The organism is Ornithinimicrobium cavernae (assembly GCF_003121625.1).
Classification (GTDB): domain Bacteria; phylum Actinomycetota; class Actinomycetes; order Actinomycetales; family Dermatophilaceae; genus Ornithinicoccus; species Ornithinicoccus cavernae.
Genome location: NZ_QDDJ01000009.1, coordinates 153,573 through 180,496, shown reverse-complemented (window position 1 = coordinate 180,496; position 26,924 = coordinate 153,573). Strand labels below are relative to the sequence as shown.

The following is a 26,924-nucleotide window of genomic DNA, read 5'->3' as shown; positions in this document are numbered from 1 at the left end:
GGACGTAACCTTGCCGCATGAGCCACCCGCATCCTGAACTCACCGCTCCCGGACCGCTCGCCGCCAACGGCGTGCGCATCGTCGCTCTCGGCGGTCTCGGGGAGGTCGGCCGCAACATGGCGGTCGTGGAGTATGCGGGAAAGCTGCTCATCATCGACTGCGGTGTCCTCTTCCCGGAGGACGACCATCCCGGCGTCGACCTGATCCTGCCGGACTTCGAGTACCTCCAGGGCCGCTGGGACGACATCGTCGCCATCATCCTGACCCACGGGCACGAGGACCACATCGGTGCCGTGCCCTTCCTGCTGCGGCACAAGGCCGACATCCCGCTGGTCGGGTCGCAGCTGACGCTCGCGCTGATCGAGGCCAAGCTCAAGGAGCACCGGATCACGCCCTACACCCTGGGTGTCAGGGAGAGTGACCGGGAGGTGCTCGGCCCCTTCGACTGTGAGTTCATTGCGGTCAACCACTCGATCCCGGATGCCCTGGCGGTCTTCGTGCGCACGCCGGGCGGCACCCTCCTGCACACCGGTGACTTCAAGATGGACCAGGTGCCGCTGGACAGCCGGATCACCGACCTGCGGGCGTTCGCCCGGCTGGGGGAGGAGGGCGTCGACCTGTTCCTGACCGACTCCACCAATGCGGACGTGCCGGGGTTCACGACGCCGGAGCGCAACATCGCACCGGCGATCGAACGGGTCTTCCACCGTGCGGAGCGCCGCATCATCGTGGCCTGCTTCTCCTCGCACGTGCACCGGGTGCAGCAGGTGCTGGACGCCGCCGAGGAGTCCGGCCGCAAGGTCGCCATGGTGGGCCGCTCGATGATCCGCAACATGGGGATCGCCTCCGACCTGGGCTACCTGCGGGTCCCGGACGGTGTGCTGGTGGACCTGGGCAGGCTGGCTCAGCTGCCCGACCACCAGCAGGTCCTGATCTGCACCGGTTCCCAGGGGGAGCCCATGGCGGCGCTCTCCCGGATGGCCAACCGGGACCACAAGATCGAGGTCGGTGAGGGGGACACCGTGCTGATGGCCTCCTCCCTCATCCCCGGCAACGAGAACGCTGTCTACCGCGTGATCAACGGACTGACCAGGCTGGGGGCGAATGTGGTCCACAAGGGCAACGCCCTGGTCCATGTGTCCGGTCACGCGAGCGCCGGCGAGCTGCTCTACTGCTACAACATCGTCCGGCCGCGCAACGTCATGCCGGTGCACGGGGAGTGGCGCCACCTCGTGGCCAACGGCGACCTGGCGATCGCGACGGGCGTGCCCGCCGAGAACGTGATCCTGGCGGAGGACGGCGTGGTGGTCGACCTGGTCGACGGAACCGCCCGGATCGCCGGCGCCGTCGACGTGGGCTACATCTACGTCGACGGGTCCTCGGTCGGCGGGACCACCGAGGGTCTGCTCAAGGACCGTCGCATCCTGCGCGACGAGGGCTTCGTCACCATCATCGTCGTGCGTGACCCGTCGACCGGCAAGGTCGCTGCGGGGCCGGAGATCCAGACCCGCGGTTTCGCGGAGGACGCCGGCGTCTTCGACAAGGTGCGGCCCCGGCTCGAGACCGCCCTGGAGGAGGCCCGGGAGAACGGTGTGACGGACAGCCACCAGCTGCAGCAGGTCATCCGGCGCACCGTCGGGTCGTTCGTGGGTGGCAAGCTGCGGCGCCGGCCGATGATCATCCCGATCGTCATCGACGCCTGAGAGTCGTCAGACGAGTGGGCCGGCCCGTCACGCCAGGTGGGCCAGCACCAGGGCGGTGAGGGCGACCAGCCAGCTGACGAAGCTGCCGATCAGGAAGTACTCGGTGATCTGGTCGATGCTGGCCAGCGGTCGCGGTGCGACCTCACCGGAGGCCCGGGCCTCGACGTCGCGGCGCTCGGTGTCGCGGCTCGCGCGCTGCAGCTCGGGCCACCGGATCAGGCCCTTGGCGGCGATGACGATGCTGGCGGCGGTCACCTGACCGGCCAGGCCGAGCCCGAGGATGAAGACGCGCTCCATGGGACCGAGCAGGCGACCGCCCCGCAGGCGGTCCGAGGCCTGCGGGCCGCCCCGCGGGTCGAGGGCACCGGTGTGGGCCAGCGCGAGACGGACGACCACGTTGCCGGTGGACAGCTGGGTCAGCAGCAGCCCGGCGAGCAGCAGGACCCTGGTGGGGTCCGCACCGCCGAGGACGTCGATGCCGGTCCAGTCCATCCAGCTGGCGAGCGCGCCGTCGACCGGGCTGGCCAAGCCGCTGAGCAGGAGCGTCAGTGCCCCGCCAGCCGCGAGCGCGGCGAGCGCGAGGCCCTCTCCCTGTGCGTTGTCGTCGGCCCGGCCGGCGAGCACGACCCACGCGCCGGTGGTGGCTCCCGCGAGGGCGAGGAGCGCCAGGTCCCCCCAGGCGTCCAGGCCCGCGAGCATCCCGAGGACGGCGATGGACAGGAGCCCGGTGACCGCGCCCACCCGGCGTCCGGTGTGTTCGTCTCGCCAGGGACGGGTAGCGACCAGGTCACTCAGCCCGACCGCGACGAGCAGGAGCGCCAGGGCGCTCACGTGGTGGTCCGCAGGCTCTCGGCCGCGGCGACGGCGATGGCGAGCCCGTCGTGCTTGCGCCGCTGGTTGACGGCCTGGCGGGTCAGGCCGAGCTCCTCGGCCAGCCTGGTCTGGGTCTGACCGTGCATGAGCCCCTCCATGATGTGTCTCGACCGTTCGTCCATCAAGCCCATCAGGTGGTCCTGACAGAGCAGGGCGGCGTTGACTGCGGCGGGGTCCGGGCCGGCGTTGCTCTCGGGCGGCGGGTCCGCGCGCCGGTAGGCGGTGCGCACGTTCTGCCAGCCGGCCATCGACTGGTGCTTCTCGACCCACTCGATGCCTGCGCGTGCGGCCCACCAGGCGGGGCCGTCCTGGGTGGCGTTGACGGCGTCGAGGACGGTCACGGAGCCCCAGCCGACGCCCACGCGGATGTCGATGGTGGGGGAGAGGCGGAGCCGGAGGAGCACCGCGGCATACAGGGCCTCTCCGACGGTGGCGAAGGTTCCCTGGAACTCGTCACCCGCCGTGACCTGGATGTCGTCCACGGTCTCGACCTCGGCGCTCACGGCCGCGAGGGCGGAGCTGAGCGTGTCGTGCAGGGCCTGGCGGTCGTCGGCGGAGCGAGACCCGACAACGTCGCCGAGGAAGGCGGCAAGTGGCTGGGGAGCCCCCGGTGAGGACATGCCAACAGCATATCTTGATTCCCGTAAGGCGCAACCAATCCCCTTGACGAGATCGCGCAAGTCTCATGGTTGCTATGGGGGAGAGTGAAACCTATAGCTTGACGGCCCCGGCGTCCGTCAAGAGGGCTCTTGACGGGGCTGGCCTGCGCTGCCTATTCTGACGTAATCAACATTTAGGTTGATAAACGAAAGGGTTGATTTCGTGCCTCAGGTGCAGGGGAGCGAACAGCTCGACCGGGCCTTCCTGGCGCTGGCCGACCCGGTCCGGCGGGCGATCATCGCCCGCCTCAGCCGGGGTCCGGCCACGGTCAACGAGCTCGCCGAGCCCTTCGCGATCTCCAAGCAGGCGGTCTCCAGGCATATCCAGGTCCTCGAACAGGCAGCGCTGGTCACCCGCAGTCGAGACGCCCAGCGCCGGCCGGTCCACCTTGATCCGGTGGCGCTGGAGGCCCTCACGGCATGGATCGATCAGTACCGGCTCGTGCGCGAGGCGCAGTACCGCGCGCTCGATGCCGTCCTGGCCCAGCAACCCCGCGGCCAGGCGGCGCCCGGCAGCACGGACGCCACCGCAGCAGACACACCCACCGAGTGACACCACGAGGGAGTCGTTCCATGAGTAACCCACTTGACATCACCGCCCCGGAGGGCCTGCCGTTCCTGGACTTCCAGCGCGTGGTGGACGCCCCGCGCGAGGCGGTCTTCCGCGCCCACACCGAGCCCGACCTGCTGGTGCAGTGGCTGGGGCCCCGCAACCTCGTCATGACCGTCGACGAGTTCGACGCCCGTCCGGGAGGGGCCTATCACTACACGCATCGCGACGAGAACGGCTCCTACGGCTTCCGCGGCTGCTTCCACACGGTCCGCGAGGACCTGCTGATCCAGACCTTCGAGTTCGACGGCTGGCCGGACGGGGTCTCGCTCGACACTCTCCGCCTCGTCGACCTCGGCGACGGGCGCACCCGGCTCGAGGGACGCAGCGTCTTCGGCTCGGTCGAGGACCGTGACGGTGCCGTGGCCAGTGGGATGGAGCAGGGCATGGCCGACGGCTACGAGCTGCTCGACGCCCTTCTCTCCGGCCGGCCCATCGCCCGGGCAGGGGCCTGACATGGACTGGACGCTGGAGGTCGTCATCCTGCCGGTCAGCGACATCGACCGGACCATCGAGTTCTACCGCGACAAGGTCGGGTTCGCCCTGGACCACCGCACCAGCAACGAGCACATGGACGTCGCGCAGCTCACGCCGAACGGCTCAGGGTGCTCGATCGTGGTCGGGACCCTGCCCGCCCAGCGGGAGATGACGCCGGGGTCCATGCGCGGGCTCCAGCTCGTCGTGGCCGATGTGGCTGCCGCCCGTTCGGAGCTGCTCTCCCGTGGCGTGGAGGCCAGCGAGGTCACCGTGTTCGGCGACCAGGACGGCAGCACGTTCTTCGGGTTCGCCGACCCCGACGGGAACACGTGGACCGTCCAGGAGATCCGCGCTCGCGGCTCTGAGCCGCTGATCCCGCACGAGGCCCGGGGACGCTTCGGCGCCACCTGAGCCCCCCGGGGCGGGCAGACCCGATCCCAGCGCTCTCGCGTGTGACGCGTGATACGCAGGTGAAAGTCAAGTACCGTGCCAGGGTGGCGAAGACTGCGACGACCAGACCCCGCTCCGGCAGCACCAGGGCCGGCAGTGGCACCAGGCCGTCCTCCGGCACCCGGAGCGGCTCGGCCCGCTCCACCGGCAGGTCGGGGTCGTCACCGCGCAAGGGCACCGCGCGGGGCAAGAGCTCCCCGCCCGCCCGCGGTGGCCGGTCCCGCCAGGCCGACGGTCGGCCGCCGCTGCCCTGGCGGATGGCACGAGGCACGTGGATGGGGATGGCGACGATGACAGGAGGCGCAGTCCGCTCAATGGGCTCCAGCACTGAGGACACCGAGCCGGGCCACCGGCGCGACGGGTGGGGCTTCCTGCTCCTGGCCCTGGCGGTCATCGTCGCGATCCGGGAGTGGTGGAACCTCCAGGGGGTGCTCGGCGACGCGATCCACGCGGTCGTCGCCGGGACGTTCGGTCGGGTGGGTCTCGCCCTGCCCGTCGTCCTCCTGCTGTTCGCGGTCCGGCTGCTGCGCGCGCCGGCCAGCACGGCCGCGAACAACCGGATGGCGGTCGGCACCGCGGCCCTGGGTCTGGCCGCCACCGGGCTGACCCACGTCGCGCTCGGGGCACCGGACTACAGCGAGGGCCAGGCCGCCCTGCAGAACGCGGGCGGCATCGTCGGCTTCATCGTCGCGAGCCCCATCACGGCGGCACTCACCACCTACGGCACGATCGCGCTGCTCAGCCTGTTGACCTTCTTCGGCGTCCTCGTCGTCACGGCCACGCCGGTGCACCGGATCCCGCAGCGGCTGCGCCAGTTCGAGTCCGCTCTCTTCGAGAGCCCGCAGGACACCGACGGGGACGATGTCGCTCCTGCGCGCCCGTCGCGCCGGCGCCGGGGAGAGGTGCCCGGCGGCCGCGAGGGCGACGAGGCGTTCGAGCAGGCGGCCGAGGTGCAGCCGGGCTCGGCAAAGTCCCTGCGCGCCCGCGCCTACGCCCGCAAGCAGCGGGAGGAGGCGGCTGCGGAGGCGGAGGCCGCTGGCACGTCGAGGAGCCAGGACGGTCCCGGAGGGTCCGGCAAGGCCTCCGCTCCGGCGGGCCCCGACGCCACCCAGCCGATCCTGCGGCCCGGTCAGAAGCGACCCGACCCCAGCAAGGTGCCGCACAAGGAGGTCCTCGAGGCCCCGCCGACAACGCCGCTGCCGCAGCGCGTCGAGCAGCTCATGCTGGCCGGTGACGTCACCTACACGCTGCCGGACAACTCCCTGCTCATCGAGGGAGCGCCCCACAAGTCCCGCTCCGCGGCCAACGACAAGGTCGTGGACGCGCTCACCGGCGTGCTCGAGGACTTCGGCGTCGATGCGCAGGTCACCGGGTTCATGCGAGGGCCCACGGTCACCCGTTACGAGGTCGAGCTCGGCCCGGGCGTCAAGGTCGAGCGCATCACCGCGCTGTCCAAGAACATCGCCTACGCCGTCGCCTCCGCGGACGTGCGCATCCTCTCGCCCATCCCGGGCAAGTCCGCCGTCGGTGTGGAGATCCCCAACACCGACCGTGAGAACGTCTCGCTCGGCGACGTGCTGCGCTCCAACGCGGCCCGCAACAACACGCACCCGATGGTGATGGGCGTCGGCAAGGACGTCGAGGGCGGCTACGTCATCGCCAACCTCGCCAAGATGCCGCACCTGCTGGTCGCCGGCGCCACCGGCTCCGGCAAGTCCAGCTTCATCAACTCGATGATCACCTCGATCCTGATGCGCGCCACGCCCGACGAGGTTCGCATGGTCCTGGTGGACCCCAAGCGGGTTGAGCTCACCGCCTACGAGGGCATCCCGCACCTGATCACCCCGATCATCACCAACCCCAAGAAGGCCGCGGAGGCCCTGGCCTGGGTCGTCAAGGAGATGGACACCCGCTACGACGACCTGTCGGCCTTCGGGTTCAAGCACGTCGACGACTTCAACAAGGCGATCCGGGCCGGCAAGGTCACCCCGCCGCCGGGTTCCGAGCGGGTCATGCAGCCCTACCCCTACCTGCTGGTCGTGGTGGACGAGCTGGCCGACCTGATGATGGTCGCGCCACGGGACGTGGAGGAGTCCGTCGTCCGGATCACCCAGCTCGCCCGCGCCGCGGGCATCCACCTGGTGCTGGCCACCCAGCGGCCCTCGGTCGATGTCGTGACCGGCCTGATCAAGGCCAATGTGCCCTCCCGGATGGCCTTCGCCACCTCCTCGGTCACCGACAGCCGGGTGGTCCTGGACCAGCCCGGGGCGGAGAAGCTGATCGGGCAGGGTGATGCCCTGTTCCTGCCGATGGGCGCCTCCAAGACGATGCGGGTGCAGGGTGCGTGGGTGGCCGAGTCCGAGATCGAGGGTGTGGTCAAGCACGTCACCGGCCAGCTCAAGCCGGTCTACCGCGAGGACGTGGCCGCGGCGCCGGCCAAGAAGCAGGTCGACGAGGACATCGGCGACGACCTCGACCTGCTGCTGCAGGCGGCCGAACAGGTCATCACCACCCAGTTCGGGTCGACCTCGATGCTGCAGCGCAAGCTGCGCGTCGGCTTCGCCAAGGCCGGGCGCCTCATGGACCTGATGGAGTCGCGCGGCATCGTCGGGCCCTCCGAGGGCAGCAAGGCCCGGGACGTGCTGGTCAAGCCGGACGACCTGGAGGTCACGCTCTCGCTGCTGCAGGGCCAGGAGCCGCCGGAGGAGTCGGCCCCCGAGCCCGACCTCGCGGACGAGGTGACGGAGCCACCGGTGGAGGTCTCCCAGCCGTATGCCGACCCGCTGGCCGAGTCGGAGGAGGACGCCTACGAGGTCGCCGAGGAAGAGTCCGAGGATGCCTGGGCGCTGACGGGTCGCGAGTAGAGTCACCAGACGTGTTCACCTACGCAGGCGCCGCCGGGCAGACGCGGCTGCAGCGGTGGTGGTCCGCGTTGCGGAACCACCCCTCGGCCGTGCTCCTCGCGGTCCAGCTGCTCGGCGTGCTGGTCTTCCCGTTCACCGACCAGCGCGGGCTGGGCCGGACCCTGTTGTCCGCGTTCGGGCTGATCGTGCTGGCCATCGCGGTGTTCGCCGTGAGCAAGACACCCGCGACGCGCCGGGTCGCGCTGCTGCTCGGTGCCCCCGTGTTCCTGCTGACCATCGCCGAGGCCGTGGCTCCCGACCACGAGGGCATCGAGCTGGCCAGCTACATCTTCCACGCCATCTTCTACTTCTACACGGCCGTCTCGCTGCTGCGGTACATGTTCGCCGACGCCTGGGTCTCCCGCGATGAGCTGTTCGCGACCGGCGCCTGCTTCACGGTGCTGGCGTGGGCCTTCGCCTACACCCACGGCATGGTGCAGATCATCTGGCCGGGGTCCTACATCCACGCCGGTCACGGGGGACCGCTGTCCTGGATGGACCTGCTCTTCCTGTCCTTCACCACGCTCACCAACACGGGCCTGTCGGACATCTCGCCCGGCGCCGACGCGCACCACGCCCGCGCGGTGCTCATGCTGCAGATGCTCGCCGGCCTCAACTACATCGCCCTGGTCGTCGCTCGCCTCCTCGGCCTGACCCTGGTCAAGTTCCGCAAGTGAGGGGGCTCCGCGGGCTGCTGCCCGGGCTCGGCCTGGCGGCGGGGCTCGGTCTGCTCGCCCACCTGCTCGGCACCCAGGTGCCGGTCGTGGGTGGGCCGGTGCTCGGCATACTCCTGGGTCTGGTCGTCGGCACCCTCCTCGGACCCCGCCCCGCGCTGTCAGCCGGCACCGGCTTCGCCGCCAAGAAGGTCCTCCAGACGGCGGTGGTGCTCCTCGGTCTCGGGTTGTCGCTCGGCCAGGTGGCGCGGATCGGGTGGGAGACCCTGCCGGTCATGCTGGGCACCCTCGTGCTGGCCCTCGCGGCCGGGCCGCTGATCGGTAAATGGCTGGGCGTCGAGGAGGAGATCCGCACCCTGGTGACCGTCGGCACCAGCATCTGCGGCGCGTCGGCGATCGCGACCGTCAGTGCCGTGACCGGGGCCGCGGGGGTCGCGGTCGCGGTGTCGGTGGCGGTGATCTTCGTCTACAACGCCCTCGCCGTGCTGCTCTTCCCCGTCCTCGGTCAGGTGCTGGGGCTGTCGCAGGAGGGCTTCGGGCTGTGGGCCGGGACCGCGGTCAACGACACCTCCTCGGTCGTGGCGGCCGCGACGGTCTACGGTGCCGTCGCCACGTCCCACGCCGTCGTCGTCAAGCTCACCCGGACGCTCATGATCATCCCGATCGCGGTCAGCCAGTCCGTGGCTCGCGCTCGCCAGGCGGTCGATGGTGAGGCCGGTATGCCGTGGAGCCGGTTGGTCCCGCCCTTCCTGGTCCTCTTCCTGGTGGCCGCCGCCGTCAACTCGGTCGGTCTCGTGCCCGCCTCGTGGGGCGACCCGGTCCGCGAGCTGGCCGGCTACCTCACGACGGTGGCCCTGACCGCGATCGGCCTGGGCACGCCGGTGCGGGCGGTGCGGGACGCCGGCTGGCGTCCCCTGGCCCTGGGCGGGGTGCTGTGGGTGATCGTGGCGGTCAGCAGCCTGGTGCTGATGCGCCTCACCGGTCACTGGTGACCTGCGGCCGTCAGGCGCCGGGCACGCCGCGCCACGCCGGTGGCACCGCGAGACCTCGCCCTCCGCGGAGCCGCTCGGCCAGGCCGGACAGCACGCCCGCGACGGTGGCGGGGTCGGCCGGGACCCGTCGCAGGTGCGACACGACGTCGAGATCGCGCAGACCGGACCCGACCAGGTAGGCGGAGTCGGCCGCCCACAACAGGCCGCGGTCGTTCTCGTCGTTGCCCAGCACCACCAGCTGCTGCCCCTGGCGGCGCAGCGCCGCCGCCGCGACCTCCTTGCCGACACCGGCGGTCATCACGTCGGCGTCGCCCGTGGAGTGAGGCAGGACGCTGACCCCGCGCAGTCCGGCCGTGGCGCGGTGGGCGGCCGCGCTGGTGGCGACGCACAGCTTGACGACGCCCTCGAGCTGCGGTGCGGTTCCCGGCGGGATGACCCGGCGGTGGCTGTGCCCCATCCAGGGCAGCACGTCGGGGCCGCTGGCGGCGAAGTGGTCCCCGTACTCCAGGCAGTAACCGGTGCCCTCGGCAGCCAGGCGGTGCACCACCTGGCGCACCGCGGTCACCGGGAGCGGACGCAGACTGACCTGCCCGGTCCTGGGGACGACGAGGGCTCCGTTGCAGCAGATGAGGTCGGTCTGCGCCAGGCGCCGGCCGAACCAGTGCTGGACGCAGCGCGGTGAGCGTGCCGTCGCCAGGGCGACCCGCACGCCCGGGCAGGCCATCACCGCGTCCCAGGCGGCCAGCACCTCCGGCTCGGGGGCCCGGCCGGTGAAGGTGAGGGTGCCGTCCAGGTCGGCGACGACCAGCGTTGTTGCCCCGGTGTGGCCGCTCACAGTCCCAGCTCCCGCATGACGACGATGTCCGGCAGGTTCGGGTCGCGCCGCCGGCAGAGGGTCCGGCCCGCCACCGCGAGCCCCGCGAGGACCATGAGGGCACAGACGACCATCGGGACCGCGAGGCTCCCGGCAGGACCGGGCTGCGGCACCAGGGCCAGGGCGGTGACCAGGGCCAGGCCGCCGCTGCCCCCGATGTTCTGGGCGGTTGTGAGGACCGCTGCCGTGCTGCCGCGCAGACGTTCCGGGGCGGAGTTGACGGCCCGGATGGACGCCGCGGGATAGACCAGGGCCAGGCCCGCACCGACGCCTGCCATCGCGAGGAGGACCAGCAGCACCGGTGGTCGACCGGAGCCGGCCAGGCTCAGGACACCGATCGAGGTGGCGATGAGCAGCATGCCGGCGACCAGGGGCGGCAGCGTGCCCGCGCGGTTCACCCAGGCCGAGCCGCACCGCGCGAGCAGGGCGAAGCACGCCGGCTGCGGCAGGATGAGCAGGCCGACCGTGAACGCGTCCAGGCCGTGCCAGTCCTGCAGCGCCAGGGTGAGCAGGTAGATCGAGGCGAGCACGCCGGCGAAGGCGCCGGCGAGGGCGGCCATGGCGAGCCGAGCGGGGCGGCGCAGCACCCCGTCGGGCACGGTGCGCCGCCAGCGGGCCAGCACGACGATGCCGAGGCAGGTGAGCAGGACGACAGCGGCGGTGGTCGTCGTCGGCGCGAGGTCGCGGGCAGCTCCGAGCAGCCAGGTGCCACCGCCGACGAGGCCGAGCAGGGCCACCGTTCCGGGCCAGTCGGGACGGTTGGCGGCCCCGCCCTCCCGGTCGGCGGGCGCCGACGGCACGCGCCAGGTCAGCAGCAGCACGAGGGCCACGAACGGCAGCAGCACGGCGAAGCTGCTGCGCCACCCGAACTGCGCCACGAGGAACCCGGGCAGCACGAGCCCGGTCGAGAAGCCGACGGCGCCGAGCGCTCCGTAGAGCGCCACCATGCGGTTGCGTTCGGCTCCCTCGGGCAGCGGAGCGGTGATGAGGGCCAGGGCAGCGGGGGCCGTCAGGGCGGCCCCCGCTCCCTGGAGCAGGCGGGCGGCCACGAGCACCCACACGGTCGGTGCGAGCGCGCCGGCCAGACTGCCCAGGGCGAACAGGCCGAGGCCCGCGAGGAACACGTGGCGCCGGTCCAGCCAGTCGGCGAGGCGGCCGGACGGCAGCAGCAGGGCGGCGTAGGCCACCAGGAACGTCGAGGCCACCAGCTGGAGCCCGACCGGACCGGGCGCCAGATCGGCGCGCACTGCCGCCACCTGGACGTTGATGCTCGAGGAGCTGAGCCCCTCGAGGAACATCACCAGACAGACCCCGTAGACCTGCCAGCGTGTCAGTGCACGCTGGGGCACCCCGATCCTCGTCATTGCCATGGATCGAGGGTGTGTGGCGGGCCTTTCCTACCGCTTTCATTTGACTCGCACCGGGGGTGGGACCAGGGCTAGGGTCAGCCGCGGAGGGGAGTGTATGGAGTTTCAGGTTCTGGGTCGTCTCGGCTACCGCACCGGTGCGGCATGGGTGCACCCGCGCGGTGCCCTGCGGCACCGCCTGCTCGGCGTGCTGCTCGCCCGTGCCGGCCAGGTCGTGAGCTACGACGCCCTCACCGAGGTGCTGTGGCCGGTCGAGGATGACGCACCGGGCCCACCCGACCGAGCCGTGGCACGGCTGCACCTGCACGCCCACCGTTTCCGACAGGATCTCGACAGCCCGGACCGGCTCGTGGCGGACCGCACCGGCTACCTGCTCCAGGTGGCCTGCGAGGAGCTCGACGCCGCGCGTTTCGCGGAGCTCGCCGCGGGTGCGCTGGCGCTGGACCCGCAGGACCCGAGTCGTGGTGACCTGGCCCGTCGGGCCCTGGCCCAGTGGCCTGACCCGTGGGGTGGCACGGCCTACCCGGACCTCGACATCCCCCTGATCACGGACGAGGCCCAGCGGCTGGAGCAGCTGCGGCTCGACGTGACCGAGGTGCTCTTCGACGCGGAGGTGCGGCTCGGGAGGCACCCGGACGTGCTGGCGGACCTGGAGCGTGTGGCAGCCGCGCACCCACTGCGGGAGCCGCTCCAGGTCACGCTCATGCAGGGGCTGCACCAGGCGGGGCGCCCGGCGGAGGCGCTCGAGGTCTACGCGCGGACCCGGCGACAGCTGGTCGACGAGCTGGGGCTCGAGCCGTCCGAGCCGCTGCGCCGGATGCAGGAGTTCGTCCTGAGCGGCCGTTCGCCCGCGTCACCGACCACGGAGGCCGAGCACATCGAGGTGGCGGTGCCCGCCCCGGCTCAGCTACCGCCCGTGGTGCCCCTCGTCGGTCGCGGGCCGGCGCTGGAGCAGCTTGACCGGGCGCTGAGCGGAGGGCAGGCGCGTCATGCCCTCATCTCAGGCCTGCCCGGCGTCGGGAAGAGCTCGCTGGCGGTGACCTGGATCGCGCAGCACCGCGACGAGTTCCCGGACGGACAGCTCTTTCTCGACCTGCAGGGCTACGGACCAGCGCCGCAGCAGTCGGTCGATACCGCTCTCGATCGGCTCATCCGGGCGCTCGGAGGAGACCCGGCCGGGCTGCGTGACACCGAGGAGCGGGTTGCGACCTACCGGAGCCGGCTCGCGGGCAAGCGGGTCGCGGTCCTGGTCGACAACGCACGCACGGAGGAGCAGGTGCGACCGTTCCTCCCGGCTGACCCCGGCTGCGTGAGCGTGATCACCAGCCGGGACCAGCTGGCCGGGCTGGTCGCCCGCGAGAACGCCCATCACGTGCCGCTCCAGCCCCTGGGTCGCGAGGAAGCGGTCTCCCTGCTGAGATCCCTCGTCGGTGCGAACGACCATCCGCAGGACGACTCGGCCCCAGGGGCGGCCGGTGCGAACGGTGCCGAGGCCGCGAGCGACCGTCTGGGCCGCCTCGCCGAGCGGTGTGCCGGGCTGCCGGTCGCGCTGCGGGTCGCGGCACTGCGCGCACGGGATGCCAACCTGCAGGACCCGGCCCGGGACCTGGCCACCGCGGAGGAGGACGTCCTTGACCTCCTGGACCTGGGCGATCCGATGACCAGCGCGCGCACGGTCTTCTCGTGGTCCGTGGACGCGCTCGCCCCGGCCGACGCGCGGTTGTTCACGGCCCTGGGCGTGAACGCCGGAAACCGCATCGACGTGGGCGGGCTGGCTGCCCTCACGGACACCGACGAGCGCGCCGCGCGCCGCGGGGTCGGGCGCCTCGTGCGCGCCAACCTGGCCCACCTGGACCGGGGGTGGGTGCACCAGCACGACCTCCTGGCGGCCTACGCGCGCGAGCGGGCCAGCGAGCTCGACCGACCGGAGCGGGACCGGATGGTGCACCGGCTCCTGGCCTACTACCTGGAGCGGGTACAGGCGGTCGATGCGATGACCAACGCGGGGCAGGACCACGGCCTGTTCCGCGACGTGAGAGAGGCCAACCAGTGGCTGGACCGTGCGGCGGAGCCACTGGTCGCTCTGGTGGAGCGCGCTCCGGCCTCCGCTGGCAGGGCGGTCACCGCCCTGTCCCGTGACCTCGGGTCCGCGCTCAGAGGGCGGGGCGTGCTCGAGCTGGCAAAGCGACTGCACGGCACCGCCGTCACGGTCGCGGAGCGGGACGGCGACCTGGCGGCGGCTTCCACGGCGATGCAGTCCCTCGCGGCAGTCACGGGCAAGCTGGGCGACCACGTGACCGCCGAGGGACAGTGGGACCGCGCGCGGGAGCTGGCCATCGCCTCCGGTGACCCCGTCCGGCTCGCTGTCGTCCACAACAACTACACCAACCCGTTGATGTTCCGGGGCCGGTTCCTCCGGGTCTGGGGTCACCTCAGCCTCGCGCTGCGTCTCTGCGAGAACGCTGGTGACGGGGCGCGGGCCCAGGCGATCCGCAGCAACGTCGGTTTCATCCTCCTGCTGCTGGAGCGCCACGAGCAGGCCGAGCCGGTGCTGCGCACCCTGGTGGGAGAGTCGGCGCACGCGGACGCGCGGTCCTTCGCCCTGCGCAACCTTGCCATGCTGGAGCTGCGTGAAGGACGGCTCCGCGACGCGGAGCCCCTGATCCTCGAGGGCATCGAGCTGGCGACCCAGATCTCCAACCACGTGCTGCGCACCGAGCTCTGCTCCCTCCTCGGGCAGACCCGCTTCCGGCTGGGTGATCCCGTTGCTGCCAGGCAGCTGCTGCTCCGGGCGCTGGAGGAGGCCTCCGAGCAGGGAGAGCAGCAGGAGATCGGGCTGTGCCTCATCGGTTTGGCGCGTGTCGAGGTCACCGACGAACCGCGTCGGGCGGTCGCCAGGTTGGAGGAGGCGCTGGCCCGCGCGCGCCGGGAGGGCCTCCGCGAGACGGAGTTCCGGGCGATGCTCGCCTTCGCTGACGTCTGCGACACCCTCGGTCAGGAGGCCAGGGCGCACGGGCTGCGCGACACGGCAGGAGCCATCCGCCAGGAGTGTGGTCTGCCGGCCGTCCAGCCCTACGAGGCCTGGTGACGACCGCGGAGGCGAGGCGGATGGAGTTTCAGGTCCTGGGGCGGGTGGGCTACCGGCTGGGTCAGGACTGGGTGTGGCCGCGCGGCGCCCAGCGTGCGCGCCTGCTGGCCGTGCTCCTGGCCCGGGCGGGACAGGTGGTCAGCTATGACGCGCTGACCGAGGCCCTCTGGGGCAGTGCGCAGGGACAGACTCCCGGGGAGCGGAGCCGGTCCGTGGCCCGGTTGCACCTGCACGTCCACCGGTTCCGCCAGGAGCTGGACAGCCCGGAACGGCTGGTGGCCGATCGCACTGGCTACCTGCTGCGCGTGAACTGCCAGGAGCTGGACGCCGCACGGTTTGAGGGCCACGTGAGGCAGGCCCTCGCGGCGGACGAGCGGGATCCGGCGCGCGGGGACCTGGCCCGGCAGGCGCTGGAGCAGTGGGCCGACCCGTGGGAGGGGCGTGCCTACCCCGACATCGACGTGCCGCTGGTGACGGACGAGGGTGACCGGCTGGAGCAGCTGCGACGCGACGTGACGGAGGTGTTCTTCGCCGCCGAGATCCGACGCGGGCGCCATCTCGACGTGCTCGGGCACCTGAAGCGCGTCGCGGCGGCGAACCCGCTGCGCGAACCGCTGCACGCGCAGCTGATGCTCGCGCTGCACCAGGCGGGGCGACCGGCCGAGGCCCTGGCGGTCTACCAGGACGCCAGGACGCACCTGGTCCAGGAGCTCGGGCTCGAGCCGTCGACCGCGCTTCGGTCGATGCAGGAGTTCGTGCTGAGCGGTCGCTCACTCCTGCCGGCGGCGGCCGGAGGCTCCCCGAGCGCGGCCGCCGACCGACCAGTGCCGGCCCAGCTGCCGCCGACGGCTCCGTTGGTCGGCCGGGATGCTGAGATCGGCCAACTGGACCGGGCGTTGGCGGAGCCGGGCACCGGTCGGGCCCTGATCACCGGCCTGCCAGGTGTCGGGAAGACCGCCCTCGCCGTGGCGTGGGTGGCCCACCACCGGGAGGAGTTCCCCGACGGACAGGTCTTCGTCGACCTGATGGCCTACGGCCCCACCCCCGGACCGTCGGTGGACACTGCCCTGGACCGCCTGATCCGGGCGCTGGGCGGTGACCCGACGGGCCTGCGTGACACCGGGGAGCGCATCACCACCTACCGCAGCCTGCTGGCGGGGCGTCGGGTGGCCGTCGTCATCGACAACGCCCGCACCGAGGAGCAGGCACGCCCGTTCCTGGCTGCCGCGCCCGGATGCGTGAGCGTCATCACCAGCCGGGACACCCTGACCGGCTTGGTCGTCCGTGAGAACGCGCACCACCTCTCGCTCGAGCCGCTCGCTCGCGAGCACGCGGTCGCGCTCCTGCGCAGCCTGGCCGCCCCGGAGGGAGTCTTCGGCCCGGACTCAGGGACCGCTGACCCAGGCACCCGCTCGTGGACCGTCGCCGCGGGGGACGGAGACGAGCTCGGTCGACTCGCTGAGCGGTGCGCTGGGCTGCCCGTCGCGCTCCGGGTAGCTGCCCTGCGCGCACGCGACGTGGGGCTGCGGGGTCCGTTGGACGCCGGTCTGGCCGGTGAGGAGGAGAGCGTCCTCGATCTGCTGGATGTCGGGGACCCGATGACCAGCGCACGCACGGTCTTCTCCTGGTCCGTGGACGCCCTGGACCCCGAGGACCTGCGACTGTTCCTCGGCCTCGGCCTCAACGTCGCGAACACGATCGACGTGGGTGGCCTCGCAGCGCTGACGGGGGTAGACCAGCGGACCGTACGACGCGGTATCGAACGCCTCGTCCGCGCGAATCTTGCCTTCCTGGACGGTGGATGGGTGCGGCAGCACGACCTCCTGGCGGCCTACGCGGCGGAGCGCTCCTCCGACCTGGCGGACCCGGAGCGCGAGGGGATGCTGTGTCGACTGCTCGGCTACTACGTGGAGCGAGTCATCGCGGTCGCGGCCATCACGGCAGCCCGGGACGACCAGGGCATCTTCACGGACCTGCGCGAGGCCAACGAGTGGCTTGACCGGGCGGCCGGGCCCATCGTCGCGGTGGCTGAGGTGTCGGCGGACTTTGCGGGAGAGGAGGTGCTCCAGCTCTCCCGCCACCTTGGCAATGCCCTCGCCGGGCGCGGCATGTTCGAGCTGTCCGCGCGGTTACAGAGCACCGCCGTCCTCACGGCCGAGCGGCGCGGTGACCTGGTCGCGGCGGCTCATGCCATGCAGGCCCTGGCGGGGGTGAACGAGCGGATGGGAAATGTCGATCTTGCCGGCACACAGTGGGAGCGCGCCCGCGAGCTCGCGGTTGCTTCCGGCGACTCCGGCCGGCTCGCCGTGCTGCACAACAACATCTGCCTGCCCATGATTCAGCGTGGGCGCTTCCTCCGGGTGTGGGGGCATCTCAGTGCGGCACGCCGACACAGTCGGGCGATGGGTGACACGGACAAGGAAGCCACCATCCGCGGCAACCTGGGGATGGCGCTGACCCTGTTGGAGCGCTTCGACCGTGCCGCGGCGCTGCTGCAGGAGCTGCTCACCGAGGATCTCCAGCCACGCACGCGGACCTCCGTGCTCCGCCTTCTGGCCAGCGTGATGATGCTCCAGGGGCGCCTTCGGGAGGCCGAGTCCCTGATCCACGAGGGGACCGAGCTGGCGACGCAGATGTCCCGCTATGTGATGCGCGGTGACTTCCTGTGCATGTTGGGTCAGATCAGGTTCCGCCTCGGCGACCGCGGCGCGGCTGGTGAGCTCATCCAGCGGGCCCTCGAGGAGACCAGCAGCCGAGGTGAACCCGCGGACGTCATCCCTGTTCTCATCGCGCTGGCCCATCTCCAGTCCGAGGATGAGCCGCAGACGGCGCTGGCCACGATCGAGGAGGCCCTTGCGCGTGCCCGGCGTCTGCAGCTCCCAGAGATGGAGTTCCGTGCCCTCCTCGTGTTCGCCGCGCTGTGTGACCGGACCGGGCAGGGCGACCGGGCTCTGGGGCTGCGCGAGCTGGCGGGGACGATCCGGCAGGAGTGTGGGCTTCCCGCGGAGCCACCGCCGGGCGTCGAGCCCTGGTGAGCGCCGTGCGGGATCGGGAGGGCGTCGCAGGGCCTCTGCTCGCCTAAGGTGGACCCCATGAGCCCCCGCGTCACCGACCTGCCCGCCCCTGCCCAGGGACGGACCGTCGCGCTCGTGACGCTCGGCTGCTCCCGCAACGAGGTCGACTCCGAGGAGCTCGCGGGCCGGCTCACCGCCGGCGGCTGGACCCTGGTGGATGATGCGGCGGAGGCCGATGTCGCGGTCGTCAACACCTGCGGCTTCGTGGAGCAGGCCAAGAAGGACTCCATCGACGCGCTGCTGGAGGCCGGCGACCTCAAGGAGACCGGCCGCACCCAGGCCGTCGTCGCCGTGGGGTGCCTCGCGGAGCGCTACGGCGAGCAGCTCGCCGACCAGCTCCCCGAGGCGGATGCCGTCCTCGGGTTCGACTCCTACCAGGACATGTCCAACCAGCTGCAGTCGATCCTGGACGGCCACAAGCCGATCTCGCACACCCCACGGGACCGCCGCACACTGCTGCCGATCGCCCCCGCCGCACGCCAGGGTGAGAGCGGCGGTGTCGCGCTCCCCGGGCACCAGCAGATCCAGCCCGCAGACTTCGTGGCAGCAAACTCCCAGGGCACGGACGCACTGGGCACGCCCTCCGGCCCGCCGGTCGTGCGCGCGCGCCTCGACGGCCGGCCGTGGGCCCCGCTGAAGATCGCCTCCGGGTGCGACCGGAGGTGCGCGTTCTGCGCGATCCCGATGTTCCGCGGGTCGTTCGTCTCCCGACGGCCGCACGAGATCCTCGACGAGGCCCGCTGGTTGGCCGAGCGCGGTGTCAAGGAGGTGTTCCTGGTCAGCGAGAACACCACGTCCTACGGCAAGGACCTCGGTGACCTGCGCCTCCTCGAGCAGCTGCTGCCTGAGCTGGCGGCCATCGAGGGCATCGAGCGGGTCCGTGTCTCCTACCTGCAGCCCGCCGAGATCCGACCCGAGCTCCTCGAGGTGATGGCACAGACCACTGGTGTCACGCCATACTTCGACATCTCCTTCCAGCACGCCTCCGGCCCCCTGCTGCGGCGCATGCGCCGCTTCGGCGACCGCGAGTCCTTCCTGGCCCTGCTGCGGATGGTGCGCGAGCGCGTGCCGCACGCGGGCATCCGGTCCAACGTCATCGTCGGGTTCCCGGGGGAGACCGAGGAGGACCTGGCCGAGCTGACCGCGTTCCTGGAGGAGGCCGATCTCGACGTGGTCGGCGTCTTCGGCTACAGCGACGAGGACGGCACCGAGGCCGAGACGTATGCCGACAAGTTGCCTCGCGAGGTCATCGACGAGCGGGTGTCCGTGGTCACCGGGCTGGTCGAGCAGCTCACCAGCCAGCGTGCCCAGGACCGGGTGGGCGAGCAGGTGAGCGTGCTCGTCGAGGAGATCGAGGACGACGGGGAAGCGGTGGTCACCGGCCGCGCCGAGCAGCAGGGGCCCGACGTGGACGGCTCCACGATCCTGGTGGGCTGGCCGGCCGGCAGCCCGCCGCGGGTGGGTGACATCGTGCGCGCGCAGTTGGTGGACACCGAGGGCGTGGACCTCATCGCCCGTGTCCTGCCCGAGGCGGAGGCGCCCGCGCCGTGACCAGCACACCGGACCCGGCAGCGACGCCGGCCACTCCCACGGCCAGCGCGTGGAACCTGCCCAACGCGCTCACGGTGCTGCGGATCCTGATGATCCCGCTGTTCCTGTGGCTGCTGATGAGGGACCAGGGCGAGTCCGACGCACACCGGTGGTGGGCCGCGGTCGTGTTCGGTGTCGCGAGCCTCACCGACTGGCTGGACGGGGACCTGGCCCGGCGACGGCAGCTCGTCACCACCTTCGGCAAGGTCGCCGACCCGATCGCGGACAAGGCGCTGATGGGCTCGGCGCTGATCGGCCTGTCGCTGCTGGGGTCCCTGCCCTGGTGGGTGACGGTCGTCATCCTCGTGCGCGAGCTCGGCATCACCGGCCTGCGGTTCTGGGTCATCCGCCGGGGCGTGATCGCGGCCAGCAAGGGCGGCAAGCTCAAGACGATGCTGCAGGCCATCGGGCTGCTCCTGCTCATCCTGCCGCTGACCGGCATCCTGCACCTGCTCGGGCTGTGGGTGATGTACGCCGCGGTCGTCGTCACGGTCGTCACCGGTGTCGACTACATCGTGCAGGCCCTCCGGTTGCGCCGGAGCACGGCGGACCGTTGAGAATGGTGGCGTGACCGCCCCGGAGCCGACACCGCAGCATCCTCGCGCGCCCGACCCCACCGAGCTGGACGCGCCGGAGGACGGCGCGGTCGACCCGCTGGCGGTCCGGGCGATCACCGCGCTCAAGGAGGCAGGCGCCTCGGTCGCCACTGCCGAGTCGCTCACCGGGGGCCTGGTCTGTGCAGCCCTCACGTCGGTCCCGGGGGCCAGCGCGGTGGTCTTCGGCGGGGTGGCGTCCTACTCGACCGAGCTCAAGACCAGTGTGCTCGGTGTTCCCCGGGACGTGATCGAGGAGCACGGCACCGTCGCCGGTGAGACCGCCCTGCTCATGGCCGACGGCGTGCGGCGGCTCACCGGAGCCGACGTCGGGGTAGCCACGACGGGTGTCGCCGGCCCCGACCCCAGCGAGGGCAAACCGGTGGGGACGGTCTTCGTCGCGGTGACCCGGGAATCCCGGCGCAGGGTGCTGGCGTTCACCTTCTACGGCTCGCGTGACCAGATCCGCCGACAGACCGTCGAGGGTGCCCTCAACCTGGTGCTCGAGATGGTCTCGGACGACGATGCGCGGGCCTGAGCACACGACCGAGCGGGCTCCTGTCGGCCCGGCGTTGTACGGTTGAGGTAACCCAGGACGGGATGAGGGAGGTTTCGGCAATGGTTCTCTTGCGACGCGAGTTGGGCGACGTGCTCCGCGAGGAGCGTCAGCACCAGGGCCGGACCCTGCGCGAGGTCTCGGCCTCCGCCTCGGTTTCCCTGGGCTATCTGAGCGAGGTCGAGCGCGGCGAGAAGGAAGCGTCCAGCGAGTTGCTGGCCTCCATCTGCAAGGCGCTGGACCTGCCGCTCTCCCGCATGTTGACCAGCGTCGCTGACCGGCTCAGCCTGGCAGAGGTGGCAGAGCAGCAGCTGAGCACCGTGCTCGCCGATGGCCTCGCGCAGCCGATCCGCCACCCGGACACGGTGGCACAGGCCAAGCGCCGCCTCATCAGCTCTGCCGCCTGAGCGCTCCCGACCCGGTCACCAGCGCACGCCGCCACCCCTGACCCAGCGCACGGCGACTCGAGAATCACGTCGACCGAGCGCACGGTGACCCGAGAAAACCGTGTCGGCGCGCTCGGTGGATGCTAGGGGGTGGGCTGGCAGGTCGGGCAGAAGCTGATGACCCGCTCACGCGGCGCCTCCCCGATCGGCTGCTCGGTGATCGTGGCGCCGCACCGTGGGCAGTCCCGACCCCGGCGCCCGAAGACGCGGTAGTGGCCCGGCAGCCAGCCGTCCGCCGGGCCCCGTGCCAGGGCCGTCATCGGCACGGTGGGGCCCAGCCGGCAGGAGCGCACCATCCACAGGCGCGCGGTGTCCACCACCGACCCCAGCTCGTGCCGCGACAGTGCGCCGACCGGTGTCCAGGGGCTGATCCGGTGCTCGAACAGCGGCTCGCTGGCATAGATCGTGCCGATCCCGGCGAGGTTGCGCTGGTCCAGCAGCGCCTCGGCGACCGGCCGCCCCGGTTGGCGCACCAGGTTGCTCAGCGCCTCGTCCCGGTCGAAGGCGAGGTCGAGGAGGTCCGGACCCAGGTGCCCCACCACCCTCGCCTCGTCGGCGGTCCGCACCAGGTCCAGCATGCCGAGACTGTCACCGACGGCCAGGGCCGAGTCGGTCCACAGCACTGCCCGGACCGTATGCCGACGGGTCGCCGGATGATCCGGCGTGACACCGGCACCGGTGGTCACCGTGAGTAGCCGCCAGGACCCGTCCATCCGCAGGTGGCTGTGGAGTGTCAGCCCGCCCTCGAGGCGGTGCAGCAGGTGCTTGCCGCGGGGGACCACCTCCAGGGTCCGGCGGCCCGCCAGGTCGCGGGTGGCCAGGGCCGGCACCCGCAGGTCCGCCCCGGCGAGCGCCGAGCCCGCGAGGGCCGTGTGGAGTCGTCGAGCCGTGCGCCAGACGGCGTCACCCTCAGGCACGGCAGCACCCCATGCCGGTCACCGGCGCAGGCGGAGGCCCTGCGGCGCCGTGTGGAAGCCGGCCTCCTGGAGGGCTGCGGCGAGGGGATGTCGTGACGAGAGGGCCGGGGCACCGTCGATCTTTCCCACGGTGAGCGAGTCGACCCGCCCGCGACGCACCAGGTCAGCGATGGCCCGGGCGGCGGACGTGCAGACCTCGCTGCTGTCGGTATAGGTCAGGGCGGTACGCCCGCCACGCTCGAGGTAGAGCACCAGCTCGCCGCCGACGACCACCACGACGGCGCCCGCCTTGCGGCCCGGCCGGTGGGACTCCTCGCCCCGGTCGGGCCACGGGACGGCCGCACCGAACGGGCTGGCGGGGTCGGTGGCAGCCAGGACCAGCGCCCCGCCCTCGTCGGCCCCGAGCGCCCGGAGCCGGTCGACCGCCCCCGCGGTGCCGAACTGGGCGGCCCCGAGGTGCTCGACGAAGTAGCCACGACGCACCCGGCCGGCCTCCTCGGCGGTCGCCAGCACCCGGTAGACACCGGCGAAACCCCCGGGCGTCCCCTCCGATACGACGCTGCCGCGCGTCAGGACCCCGTAACGGTCCAATAGCTGCTCGGCGGTCGCCAGCGCCCGGGCCGTCGGGTCGGTCTCGACCGCGGGCAGCGCCGACCACCGGCCCGCTCCCGTGCCCGGCCCGCTCCGGGTCGGCAGCGCGGGGCGTGCGGGACGCGAACCCAGGGTCGAGCGGGACGACAGGGCGACGCCGCCCCGCGACCATCTGCTCGAGCGGGCGCCGGACTGCCGCTGACGGTGAGCGCCCCGCCCGCCGGACAACAGGGCGCGGACGGGGGCCAGGGTGTCACCGGTGGCCCTGCCCTCCCACACGAGGGACCACAGCTCATCGAGCAGCGCGGCGTCATCGGTCCGTCCGAGGGTGTCGGCGAGGGACCGGAAGAAGTACGCGCCACCGTTGGCCAGGAGCTCCAGCACGCCGGACCCGGTCGCCCCGGACGCGCTCGCCCCGGACCCGGTCGACCCGGACGCGCTCGCCCCGGACCCGGTCGACCCGTATCCGCCGAGGTCCGGCGCCGCCGCGGCCTCTGCCGCTCCGTCGGAGTCCGCTGCCCCGCCGGGTGCGCGGTCCGGGACGGTCTCAGGAGGGCTCATCGTGAGAGGGGCTGTGTCGGCCAGGTGCAGCGAGATCCAGCCGTCGTCGCCGGGCAGCGGGCCGTGTCCCTGCCAGAGCACCTCACCGGCAGTCATCAGCTCATCGAGCATGGCAGGGGAGTAGTCCCGGACCCGGGCAGGAAGGATGAGTGACTCCAGGCCGCTGGCGGGCAGACGGGCGCCGGCGAGCTGCTCGACGGCACGGTGCACCCCGTCGACGCCGCGCAGCCCACCGATCGACTGCCAGGTCGGGAGGAAGCGTGCGTAGGTCTGCTGCGTGACCGGCTCGACCTCCTGGCGCAGCGCGGCCAGCGACCGCCGCCGTAGCATCCGCAGCACGTCGGCGTCGCAGAGGTCGGGCACCGCCTGCTCAACGGCGGACTCACCCGACGATCCGTCGGCAGACGGCTCACCCGCCGGTGAGCCCGCCCCGAGTGGACGCAGGGCGCCCTCCACCAGCCGGCCACTGGCCACCAGGCGCCGCACCGCGTCGCCCAGGACCGCGGAGCCGATGCCGAGCCGCCGGGCGAGGGTGCTGCGGCGGTATGGCGTGTGGGTGCGTGACCAGCGCACCACCAGGTCGCCGAGCGGGTCCGGCACGGCCTCCAGGAAGGTGGCGGGCAGACCGGGCGGCACGGCAGCACCCAGGGCGTCGCGCAGCCGCGCGGCGTCCTGGGCATCGGCCCAGCGGTCGTCCCCGGCGATGCGCACCGGGATCACCTGACGCTGGGCCGCCAGCGTCTCGAGCCAGCCACCGACCTCGGGGCGCACCTCCGCAGCCGTGCGCTCGGTGATCTCCGGCAACGACTGCGGCCCCAGCGTGCGCAGTAGGTCCAGCACGTCCTCGGCGTCCCTGGCGTGCCGCTCCGGGACCAGGCGCTGCAGCTCGGCCTCGGTCCGCGCCACCACGTCCGGGTCCAGCAGGTCGCGCAGTGCGGCCCCCTCGCCGCGACCGAGCAGCTCGGCGAGCAGGGTCGGGTCCAGCGACAGCGCGGCGGCCCGACGCTCGGCCAGGGGGGAGTCACCCTCATAGAGGTACTGCGCGACGTAGCCCATGAGCAGCGACCGGGCGAACGGCGAGGCAGTCCGCGTCTCGACCGTGACCACCCGCACCCGCCGCGCCGCCACATCGCGCATCAGGGCGGTCAGCGACTCCACGTCGTAGACGTCCTGGACGCACTCACGCACGGCCTCCAGCACGATGGGGAAGCTCGGGAACTGGGCGGCCACCTCCAACAGCTGCGCCGAACGCTGGCGCTGCTGCCACAGGGGCTGACGCCGGTCGGGCCGGCGACGCGGCAGCAGCAGCGCGCGGGCCGCGCACTCCCGGAACCGCGCGGCGAACAGCGCCGAGCCGCCGATCTCGGCAGTGACCAGCTCGTGCACCTCGTCCGGGTCGAGCACCAGCAGGTCGGCGAGCTCGCGGTCGAGCTGCTCGGCGTCGGCGAGCTCCGGCAGGCGCAGCACGATGCCGTCGTCGGAGGCCACCGCCTGCACGTCCGCGCCGTAGCGCTCGCGCATCCGCGCGCCGATGCACAGCGCCCAGGGGGCATGGACGGGGGTGCCGTAGGGGCTGTGCACGACGACCCGCCAGTCGCCGATCTCGTCGCGGAACCGCTCCACCACCACGGTCCGGTCGTCGGGCACCTGCCCGGTGGCCTCGACCTGGGAGGTGACGTAGTCGATCAGGTTCGTGGCGGCATACTCATCCAGTCCCTGGCCGCGCAGCCGCTCGCGGGCGCGCCCGGGTGACGCGGCCAGCTCGCGGACGAAGGTGCCCACGGCGGCGCCGAGCTCGGCCGGTCGCCCGAGGGAGTCGCCCTTCCAGAACGGGAGCCGGCCCAGCTGTCCGGGGGCCGGGGTCACCAGCACCCGGTCGTGGGTGATGTCCTCGATGCGCCAGGAGGTGGTGCCGAGGGTGAAGACGTCACCGACCCGCGACTCGTAGACCATCTCCTCGTCGAGCTCGCCCACCCGCCGTCCCGGGCCGTCGCCGGTAGCCAGCATCACGGCATACAGACCGCGGTCGGGGATGGTGCCACCGCTCATGACCGCCAGGTGCTGCGCGCCGCGCCGGGCCGTGAGCGTGTCCTGGATCCGGTCCCAGACGATGCGGGGCCGCAGGTCGGCGAAGTCCTCGCTGGGGTAGCGCCCGGCCAGCATGTCCATCGTCGCGTCGAACAGGCCACGGGGGAGGGCCGCGAAGGGTGCGCTGCGGCGGACCAGGTCGTAGAGGTCGCTCACCGCCCACTCGTCCATCGCGACCATCGCGACGATCTGCTGGGCGAGGACGTCGAGGGGGTTGGCCGGCACCCGCTGGGCCTCGATGAGCCCCTGTCGCATGCGCTCGACGACCACCGCACTCTGCAGGAGGTCGCCGCGGTGCTTGGGGAACAGGACGCCGTGGGAGACCGCGCCGACCTGGTGCCCCGCACGACCCACCCGCTGCAGGCCGCTGGCCACACTGGGGGGCGACTCGACCTGCACCACGAGGTCGACCGCGCCCATGTCGATGCCCAGCTCCAGGGAGCTGGTCGCGACGACCGCCGGCAGGCGACCCGTCTTGAGCGCGTCCTCGATGTCGGCGCGCTGCTCGCGGCTGACCGAGCCGTGGTGCGCGCGGGCGAGCACCGGCGGCGCCCCGGTGGAGGCGCTGGACTGGGCCATGATCTGCGCCGGCGGGCGCACGGGCGCGGGCCCGTCCGGGCCTGGGGGGTCCAGCAGTATGCCGTCACGCTCCTCTCCCTGCTCGTCCCAGATCTCGTTGAGCCGGCTGGTCAGCCGCTCGGCGAGGCGGCGGGAGTTGGCGAAGACGAGGGTGGAGGTCTGGTCGGCGACCAGGTCGACGATCCGCCGCTCGATGTGCGGCCAGACCGAGGCGCGCTCGACGGGGTCGCTCGTCGGCATGGTCCAGTCGATGTCCTCGAGCTCTGGCAGCTCGGCGAACGGGTCGTCCGGGACGGCGGGGTCCTGGGCGTCGGGCGCGTCCGTGGGCGGGGTCTCGTCCTCGGGCGGGGGTTCATCCGTCGGCGGTGGCTCGTCGTGGGTCGGTGGCTCGCCATGGGTCGGTCGCTCGTCGTGGGTCGGGGCCTCGTCGTGGGTCGGGGCCTCGTTGAGGGCTCCCGGGTCGGTCATATCGGGCACCGGCACCACGATCTGCAGGTCCCACTGCTTGGTCGAGGGAGGCTGCACGGTGGTGACCGGCCGCCCGCCGGTCAGGAACCGGGCGACCTCGTCGGTCGGCCGGACGGTGGCGGACAGTCCGATGCGCTGGGCCGGCTCGGGGAGCAGCGCGTCGAGGCGGTCGAGGCTGACCGCGAGATGGGCACCGCGCTTGGTGCCGAAGACCGCGTGCACCTCGTCGATGATCACTGTCTCGACCCCGGCCAGCGCCTCACGCGCGGCGGAGGTGAGCAGCAGGAATAGCGACTCCGGTGTCGTGATGAGCACGTCCGCCCCCTCACGGGCGAACCGGCGCCGGTCGGCGGCGGGTGTGTCACCCGACCGCACGGCCACGCTCACCTTCGGCACGGGCTGGCCGAGGCGTGTCGCGGCGTGACTGATGCCCACGAGTGGGGACTGCAGGTTGCGCTCGACGTCGACCGCGAGCGCCTTGAGGGGCGAGACGTAGAGGACCCGGCAGCGGGGGAGGTCCGCCGGCCGTGGCTGGGTCGCGATGCGGTCCAGGGCCCAGAGGAAGGCAGACAGGGTCTTGCCCGAGCCGGTCGGCGCGACCACGAGGGTGTGCCGACCCTGGCTGATGGCGTCCCAGGCGCCCCGCTGGGCCTGCGTGGGCTCGGCGAAGGACGCGCGGAACCACGCCCGCGTCGCGGGGGAGAACTGGTCCAGCACGTCGGTGTCCGACGACCTACTCATCAGGGGCAGCCTGCCACGAAGGACCGACAGTCAGGGCTGGCCGCCGCGGG

General features: G+C 72.3%; 19 protein-coding genes. 13 read left to right on the top strand and 6 right to left on the bottom strand.

All coding sequences use genetic code 11. The features are described from left to right. Nucleotides 1–17 precede the first annotated feature (17 nt). The gene (locus tag DA085_RS12220; RefSeq protein WP_109473249.1) at nucleotides 18–1,703 is read left to right on the top strand and encodes a ribonuclease J; all 1,686 of its coding nucleotides are present in this window, start codon (nucleotides 18–20) and stop codon (nucleotides 1,701–1,703) included. 27 nt (nucleotides 1,704–1,730) lie between these two features. Here DA085_RS12220 and DA085_RS12215 read toward each other — a convergent pair whose 3' ends face one another. Then, entirely contained in the window at nucleotides 1,731–2,534 is an 804-nt protein-coding gene (locus tag DA085_RS12215) for a hypothetical protein (protein WP_109473248.1), read from the bottom strand. Further along, nucleotides 2,531–3,196, bottom strand: coding sequence for a SatD family protein (locus DA085_RS12210; protein ID WP_109473247.1), 666 nt, complete (start codon nucleotides 3,194–3,196; stop codon nucleotides 2,531–2,533). The genes DA085_RS12215 and DA085_RS12210 overlap by 4 nt, the downstream gene beginning before the upstream one ends. A 202-nt stretch (nucleotides 3,197–3,398) precedes the next feature. On the opposite strand from DA085_RS12210, the gene DA085_RS12205 reads away from it, so the two are divergent. The 6 genes from DA085_RS12205 (at nucleotide 3,399) to DA085_RS12180 (ending at nucleotide 9,341) form a co-directional block, all read left to right on the top strand. Then, a complete protein-coding gene (locus DA085_RS12205; protein WP_419866507.1) occupies nucleotides 3,399–3,788 on the top strand; it encodes an ArsR/SmtB family transcription factor in 390 nt (129 codons plus the stop codon). Between the two features lie 20 nt (nucleotides 3,789–3,808). After that, nucleotides 3,809–4,300 (top strand): SRPBCC family protein, encoded by a 492-nt coding sequence (locus tag DA085_RS12200; RefSeq protein WP_109473246.1) that lies wholly within the window; start codon nucleotides 3,809–3,811, stop codon nucleotides 4,298–4,300. 1 nt (nucleotide 4,301) lies between these two features. Then, the gene (locus tag DA085_RS12195) at nucleotides 4,302–4,733 is read left to right on the top strand and encodes a VOC family protein (RefSeq protein ID WP_109473245.1); all 432 of its coding nucleotides are present in this window, start codon (nucleotides 4,302–4,304) and stop codon (nucleotides 4,731–4,733) included. Between the two features lie 314 nt (nucleotides 4,734–5,047). Further along, complete coding sequence (locus DA085_RS12190) at nucleotides 5,048–7,636, top strand: FtsK/SpoIIIE family DNA translocase (RefSeq protein ID WP_109473244.1); 2,589 nt, start codon at nucleotides 5,048–5,050, stop codon at nucleotides 7,634–7,636. An 11-nt stretch (nucleotides 7,637–7,647) separates the two neighbouring features. Beyond that, nucleotides 7,648–8,352: an ion channel gene (locus DA085_RS12185; RefSeq protein ID WP_237565467.1), complete on the top strand. Its 705-nt coding sequence runs from the start codon at nucleotides 7,648–7,650 to the stop codon at nucleotides 8,350–8,352. Beyond that, the gene (locus tag DA085_RS12180; protein WP_109473243.1) at nucleotides 8,349–9,341 is read left to right on the top strand and encodes a YeiH family protein; all 993 of its coding nucleotides are present in this window, start codon (nucleotides 8,349–8,351) and stop codon (nucleotides 9,339–9,341) included. Before DA085_RS12185 ends, DA085_RS12180 begins: the two co-directional genes overlap by 4 nt. Nucleotides 9,342–9,351: 10 nt before the next feature. Here DA085_RS12180 and DA085_RS12175 read toward each other — a convergent pair whose 3' ends face one another. Together DA085_RS12175 and DA085_RS12170 are read right to left on the bottom strand one after the other, a co-directional pair. Further along, complete coding sequence (locus DA085_RS12175; RefSeq protein WP_161958494.1) at nucleotides 9,352–10,176, bottom strand: HAD hydrolase family protein; 825 nt, start codon at nucleotides 10,174–10,176, stop codon at nucleotides 9,352–9,354. Continuing rightward, a complete protein-coding gene (locus DA085_RS12170) occupies nucleotides 10,173–11,585 on the bottom strand; it encodes an MFS transporter (protein ID WP_109473242.1) in 1,413 nt (470 codons plus the stop codon). The genes DA085_RS12175 and DA085_RS12170 overlap by 4 nt, the downstream gene beginning before the upstream one ends. 94 nt (nucleotides 11,586–11,679) lie before the next feature. On the opposite strand from DA085_RS12170, the gene DA085_RS12165 reads away from it, so the two are divergent. The 6 genes from DA085_RS12165 to DA085_RS12140 all read left to right on the top strand — a co-directional run bounded on the left by DA085_RS12165 (nucleotide 11,680) and on the right by DA085_RS12140 (nucleotide 20,890). Continuing rightward, the gene (locus DA085_RS12165) at nucleotides 11,680–14,670 is read left to right on the top strand and encodes an AfsR/SARP family transcriptional regulator (RefSeq protein ID WP_161958493.1); all 2,991 of its coding nucleotides are present in this window, start codon (nucleotides 11,680–11,682) and stop codon (nucleotides 14,668–14,670) included. 20 nt (nucleotides 14,671–14,690) lie between these two features. After that, nucleotides 14,691–17,705, top strand: coding sequence for an AfsR/SARP family transcriptional regulator (locus DA085_RS12160; RefSeq protein ID WP_154402187.1), 3,015 nt, complete (start codon nucleotides 14,691–14,693; stop codon nucleotides 17,703–17,705). A 57-nt stretch (nucleotides 17,706–17,762) separates the two neighbouring features. Then, entirely contained in the window at nucleotides 17,763–19,295 is a 1,533-nt protein-coding gene (gene rimO / locus DA085_RS12155) for a 30S ribosomal protein S12 methylthiotransferase RimO (RefSeq protein ID WP_109473239.1), read from the top strand. Then, nucleotides 19,292–19,891: a CDP-diacylglycerol--glycerol-3-phosphate 3-phosphatidyltransferase gene (pgsA, locus tag DA085_RS12150; protein ID WP_109473238.1), complete on the top strand. Its 600-nt coding sequence runs from the start codon at nucleotides 19,292–19,294 to the stop codon at nucleotides 19,889–19,891. The genes rimO and pgsA overlap by 4 nt, the downstream gene beginning before the upstream one ends. Before the next feature lie 10 nt (nucleotides 19,892–19,901). Beyond that, nucleotides 19,902–20,465 (top strand): CinA family protein, encoded by a 564-nt coding sequence (locus DA085_RS12145; protein WP_237565466.1) that lies wholly within the window; start codon nucleotides 19,902–19,904, stop codon nucleotides 20,463–20,465. An 80-nt stretch (nucleotides 20,466–20,545) separates the two neighbouring features. After that, nucleotides 20,546–20,890 (top strand): helix-turn-helix domain-containing protein, encoded by a 345-nt coding sequence (locus DA085_RS12140; protein ID WP_109473293.1) that lies wholly within the window; start codon nucleotides 20,546–20,548, stop codon nucleotides 20,888–20,890. A 122-nt stretch (nucleotides 20,891–21,012) separates the two neighbouring features. Here the strand turns inward: DA085_RS12140 and DA085_RS12135 are convergent, their stop codons facing one another. Next, nucleotides 21,013–21,846: a DNA-formamidopyrimidine glycosylase family protein gene (locus tag DA085_RS12135; RefSeq protein ID WP_109473237.1), complete on the bottom strand. Its 834-nt coding sequence runs from the start codon at nucleotides 21,844–21,846 to the stop codon at nucleotides 21,013–21,015. Between the two features lie 18 nt (nucleotides 21,847–21,864). Then, a complete protein-coding gene (locus DA085_RS12130) occupies nucleotides 21,865–26,874 on the bottom strand; it encodes an Lhr family helicase (RefSeq protein WP_109473236.1) in 5,010 nt (1,669 codons plus the stop codon). Nucleotides 26,875–26,924: the final 50 nt, after the last annotated feature.

Bases quoted from the DNA above. Each gene is read 5' to 3' on its own strand.
- DA085_RS12130 (WP_109473236.1), bottom strand. From the start codon at position 26,874: ATGAGTAGGTCGTCGGACACCGACGTGCTGGACCAGTTCTCCCCCGCG.
- DA085_RS12220 (WP_109473249.1), top strand. From the start codon at position 18: ATGAGCCACCCGCATCCTGAACTCACCGCTCCCGGACCGCTCGCCGCC.
- DA085_RS12160 (WP_154402187.1), top strand. From the start codon at position 14,691: ATGGAGTTTCAGGTCCTGGGGCGGGTGGGCTACCGGCTGGGTCAGGAC.
- rimO (WP_109473239.1), top strand. From the start codon at position 17,763: ATGAGCCCCCGCGTCACCGACCTGCCCGCCCCTGCCCAGGGACGGACC.
- DA085_RS12210 (WP_109473247.1), bottom strand. From the start codon at position 3,196: ATGTCCTCACCGGGGGCTCCCCAGCCACTTGCCGCCTTCCTCGGCGAC.
- DA085_RS12165 (WP_161958493.1), top strand. From the start codon at position 11,680: ATGGAGTTTCAGGTTCTGGGTCGTCTCGGCTACCGCACCGGTGCGGCA.
- DA085_RS12190 (WP_109473244.1), top strand. From the start codon at position 5,048: ATGGGGATGGCGACGATGACAGGAGGCGCAGTCCGCTCAATGGGCTCC.
- DA085_RS12170 (WP_109473242.1), bottom strand. From the start codon at position 11,585: ATGGCAATGACGAGGATCGGGGTGCCCCAGCGTGCACTGACACGCTGG.
- DA085_RS12140 (WP_109473293.1), top strand. From the start codon at position 20,546: ATGGTTCTCTTGCGACGCGAGTTGGGCGACGTGCTCCGCGAGGAGCGT.
- DA085_RS12195 (WP_109473245.1), top strand. From the start codon at position 4,302: ATGGACTGGACGCTGGAGGTCGTCATCCTGCCGGTCAGCGACATCGAC.
- DA085_RS12200 (WP_109473246.1), top strand. From the start codon at position 3,809: ATGAGTAACCCACTTGACATCACCGCCCCGGAGGGCCTGCCGTTCCTG.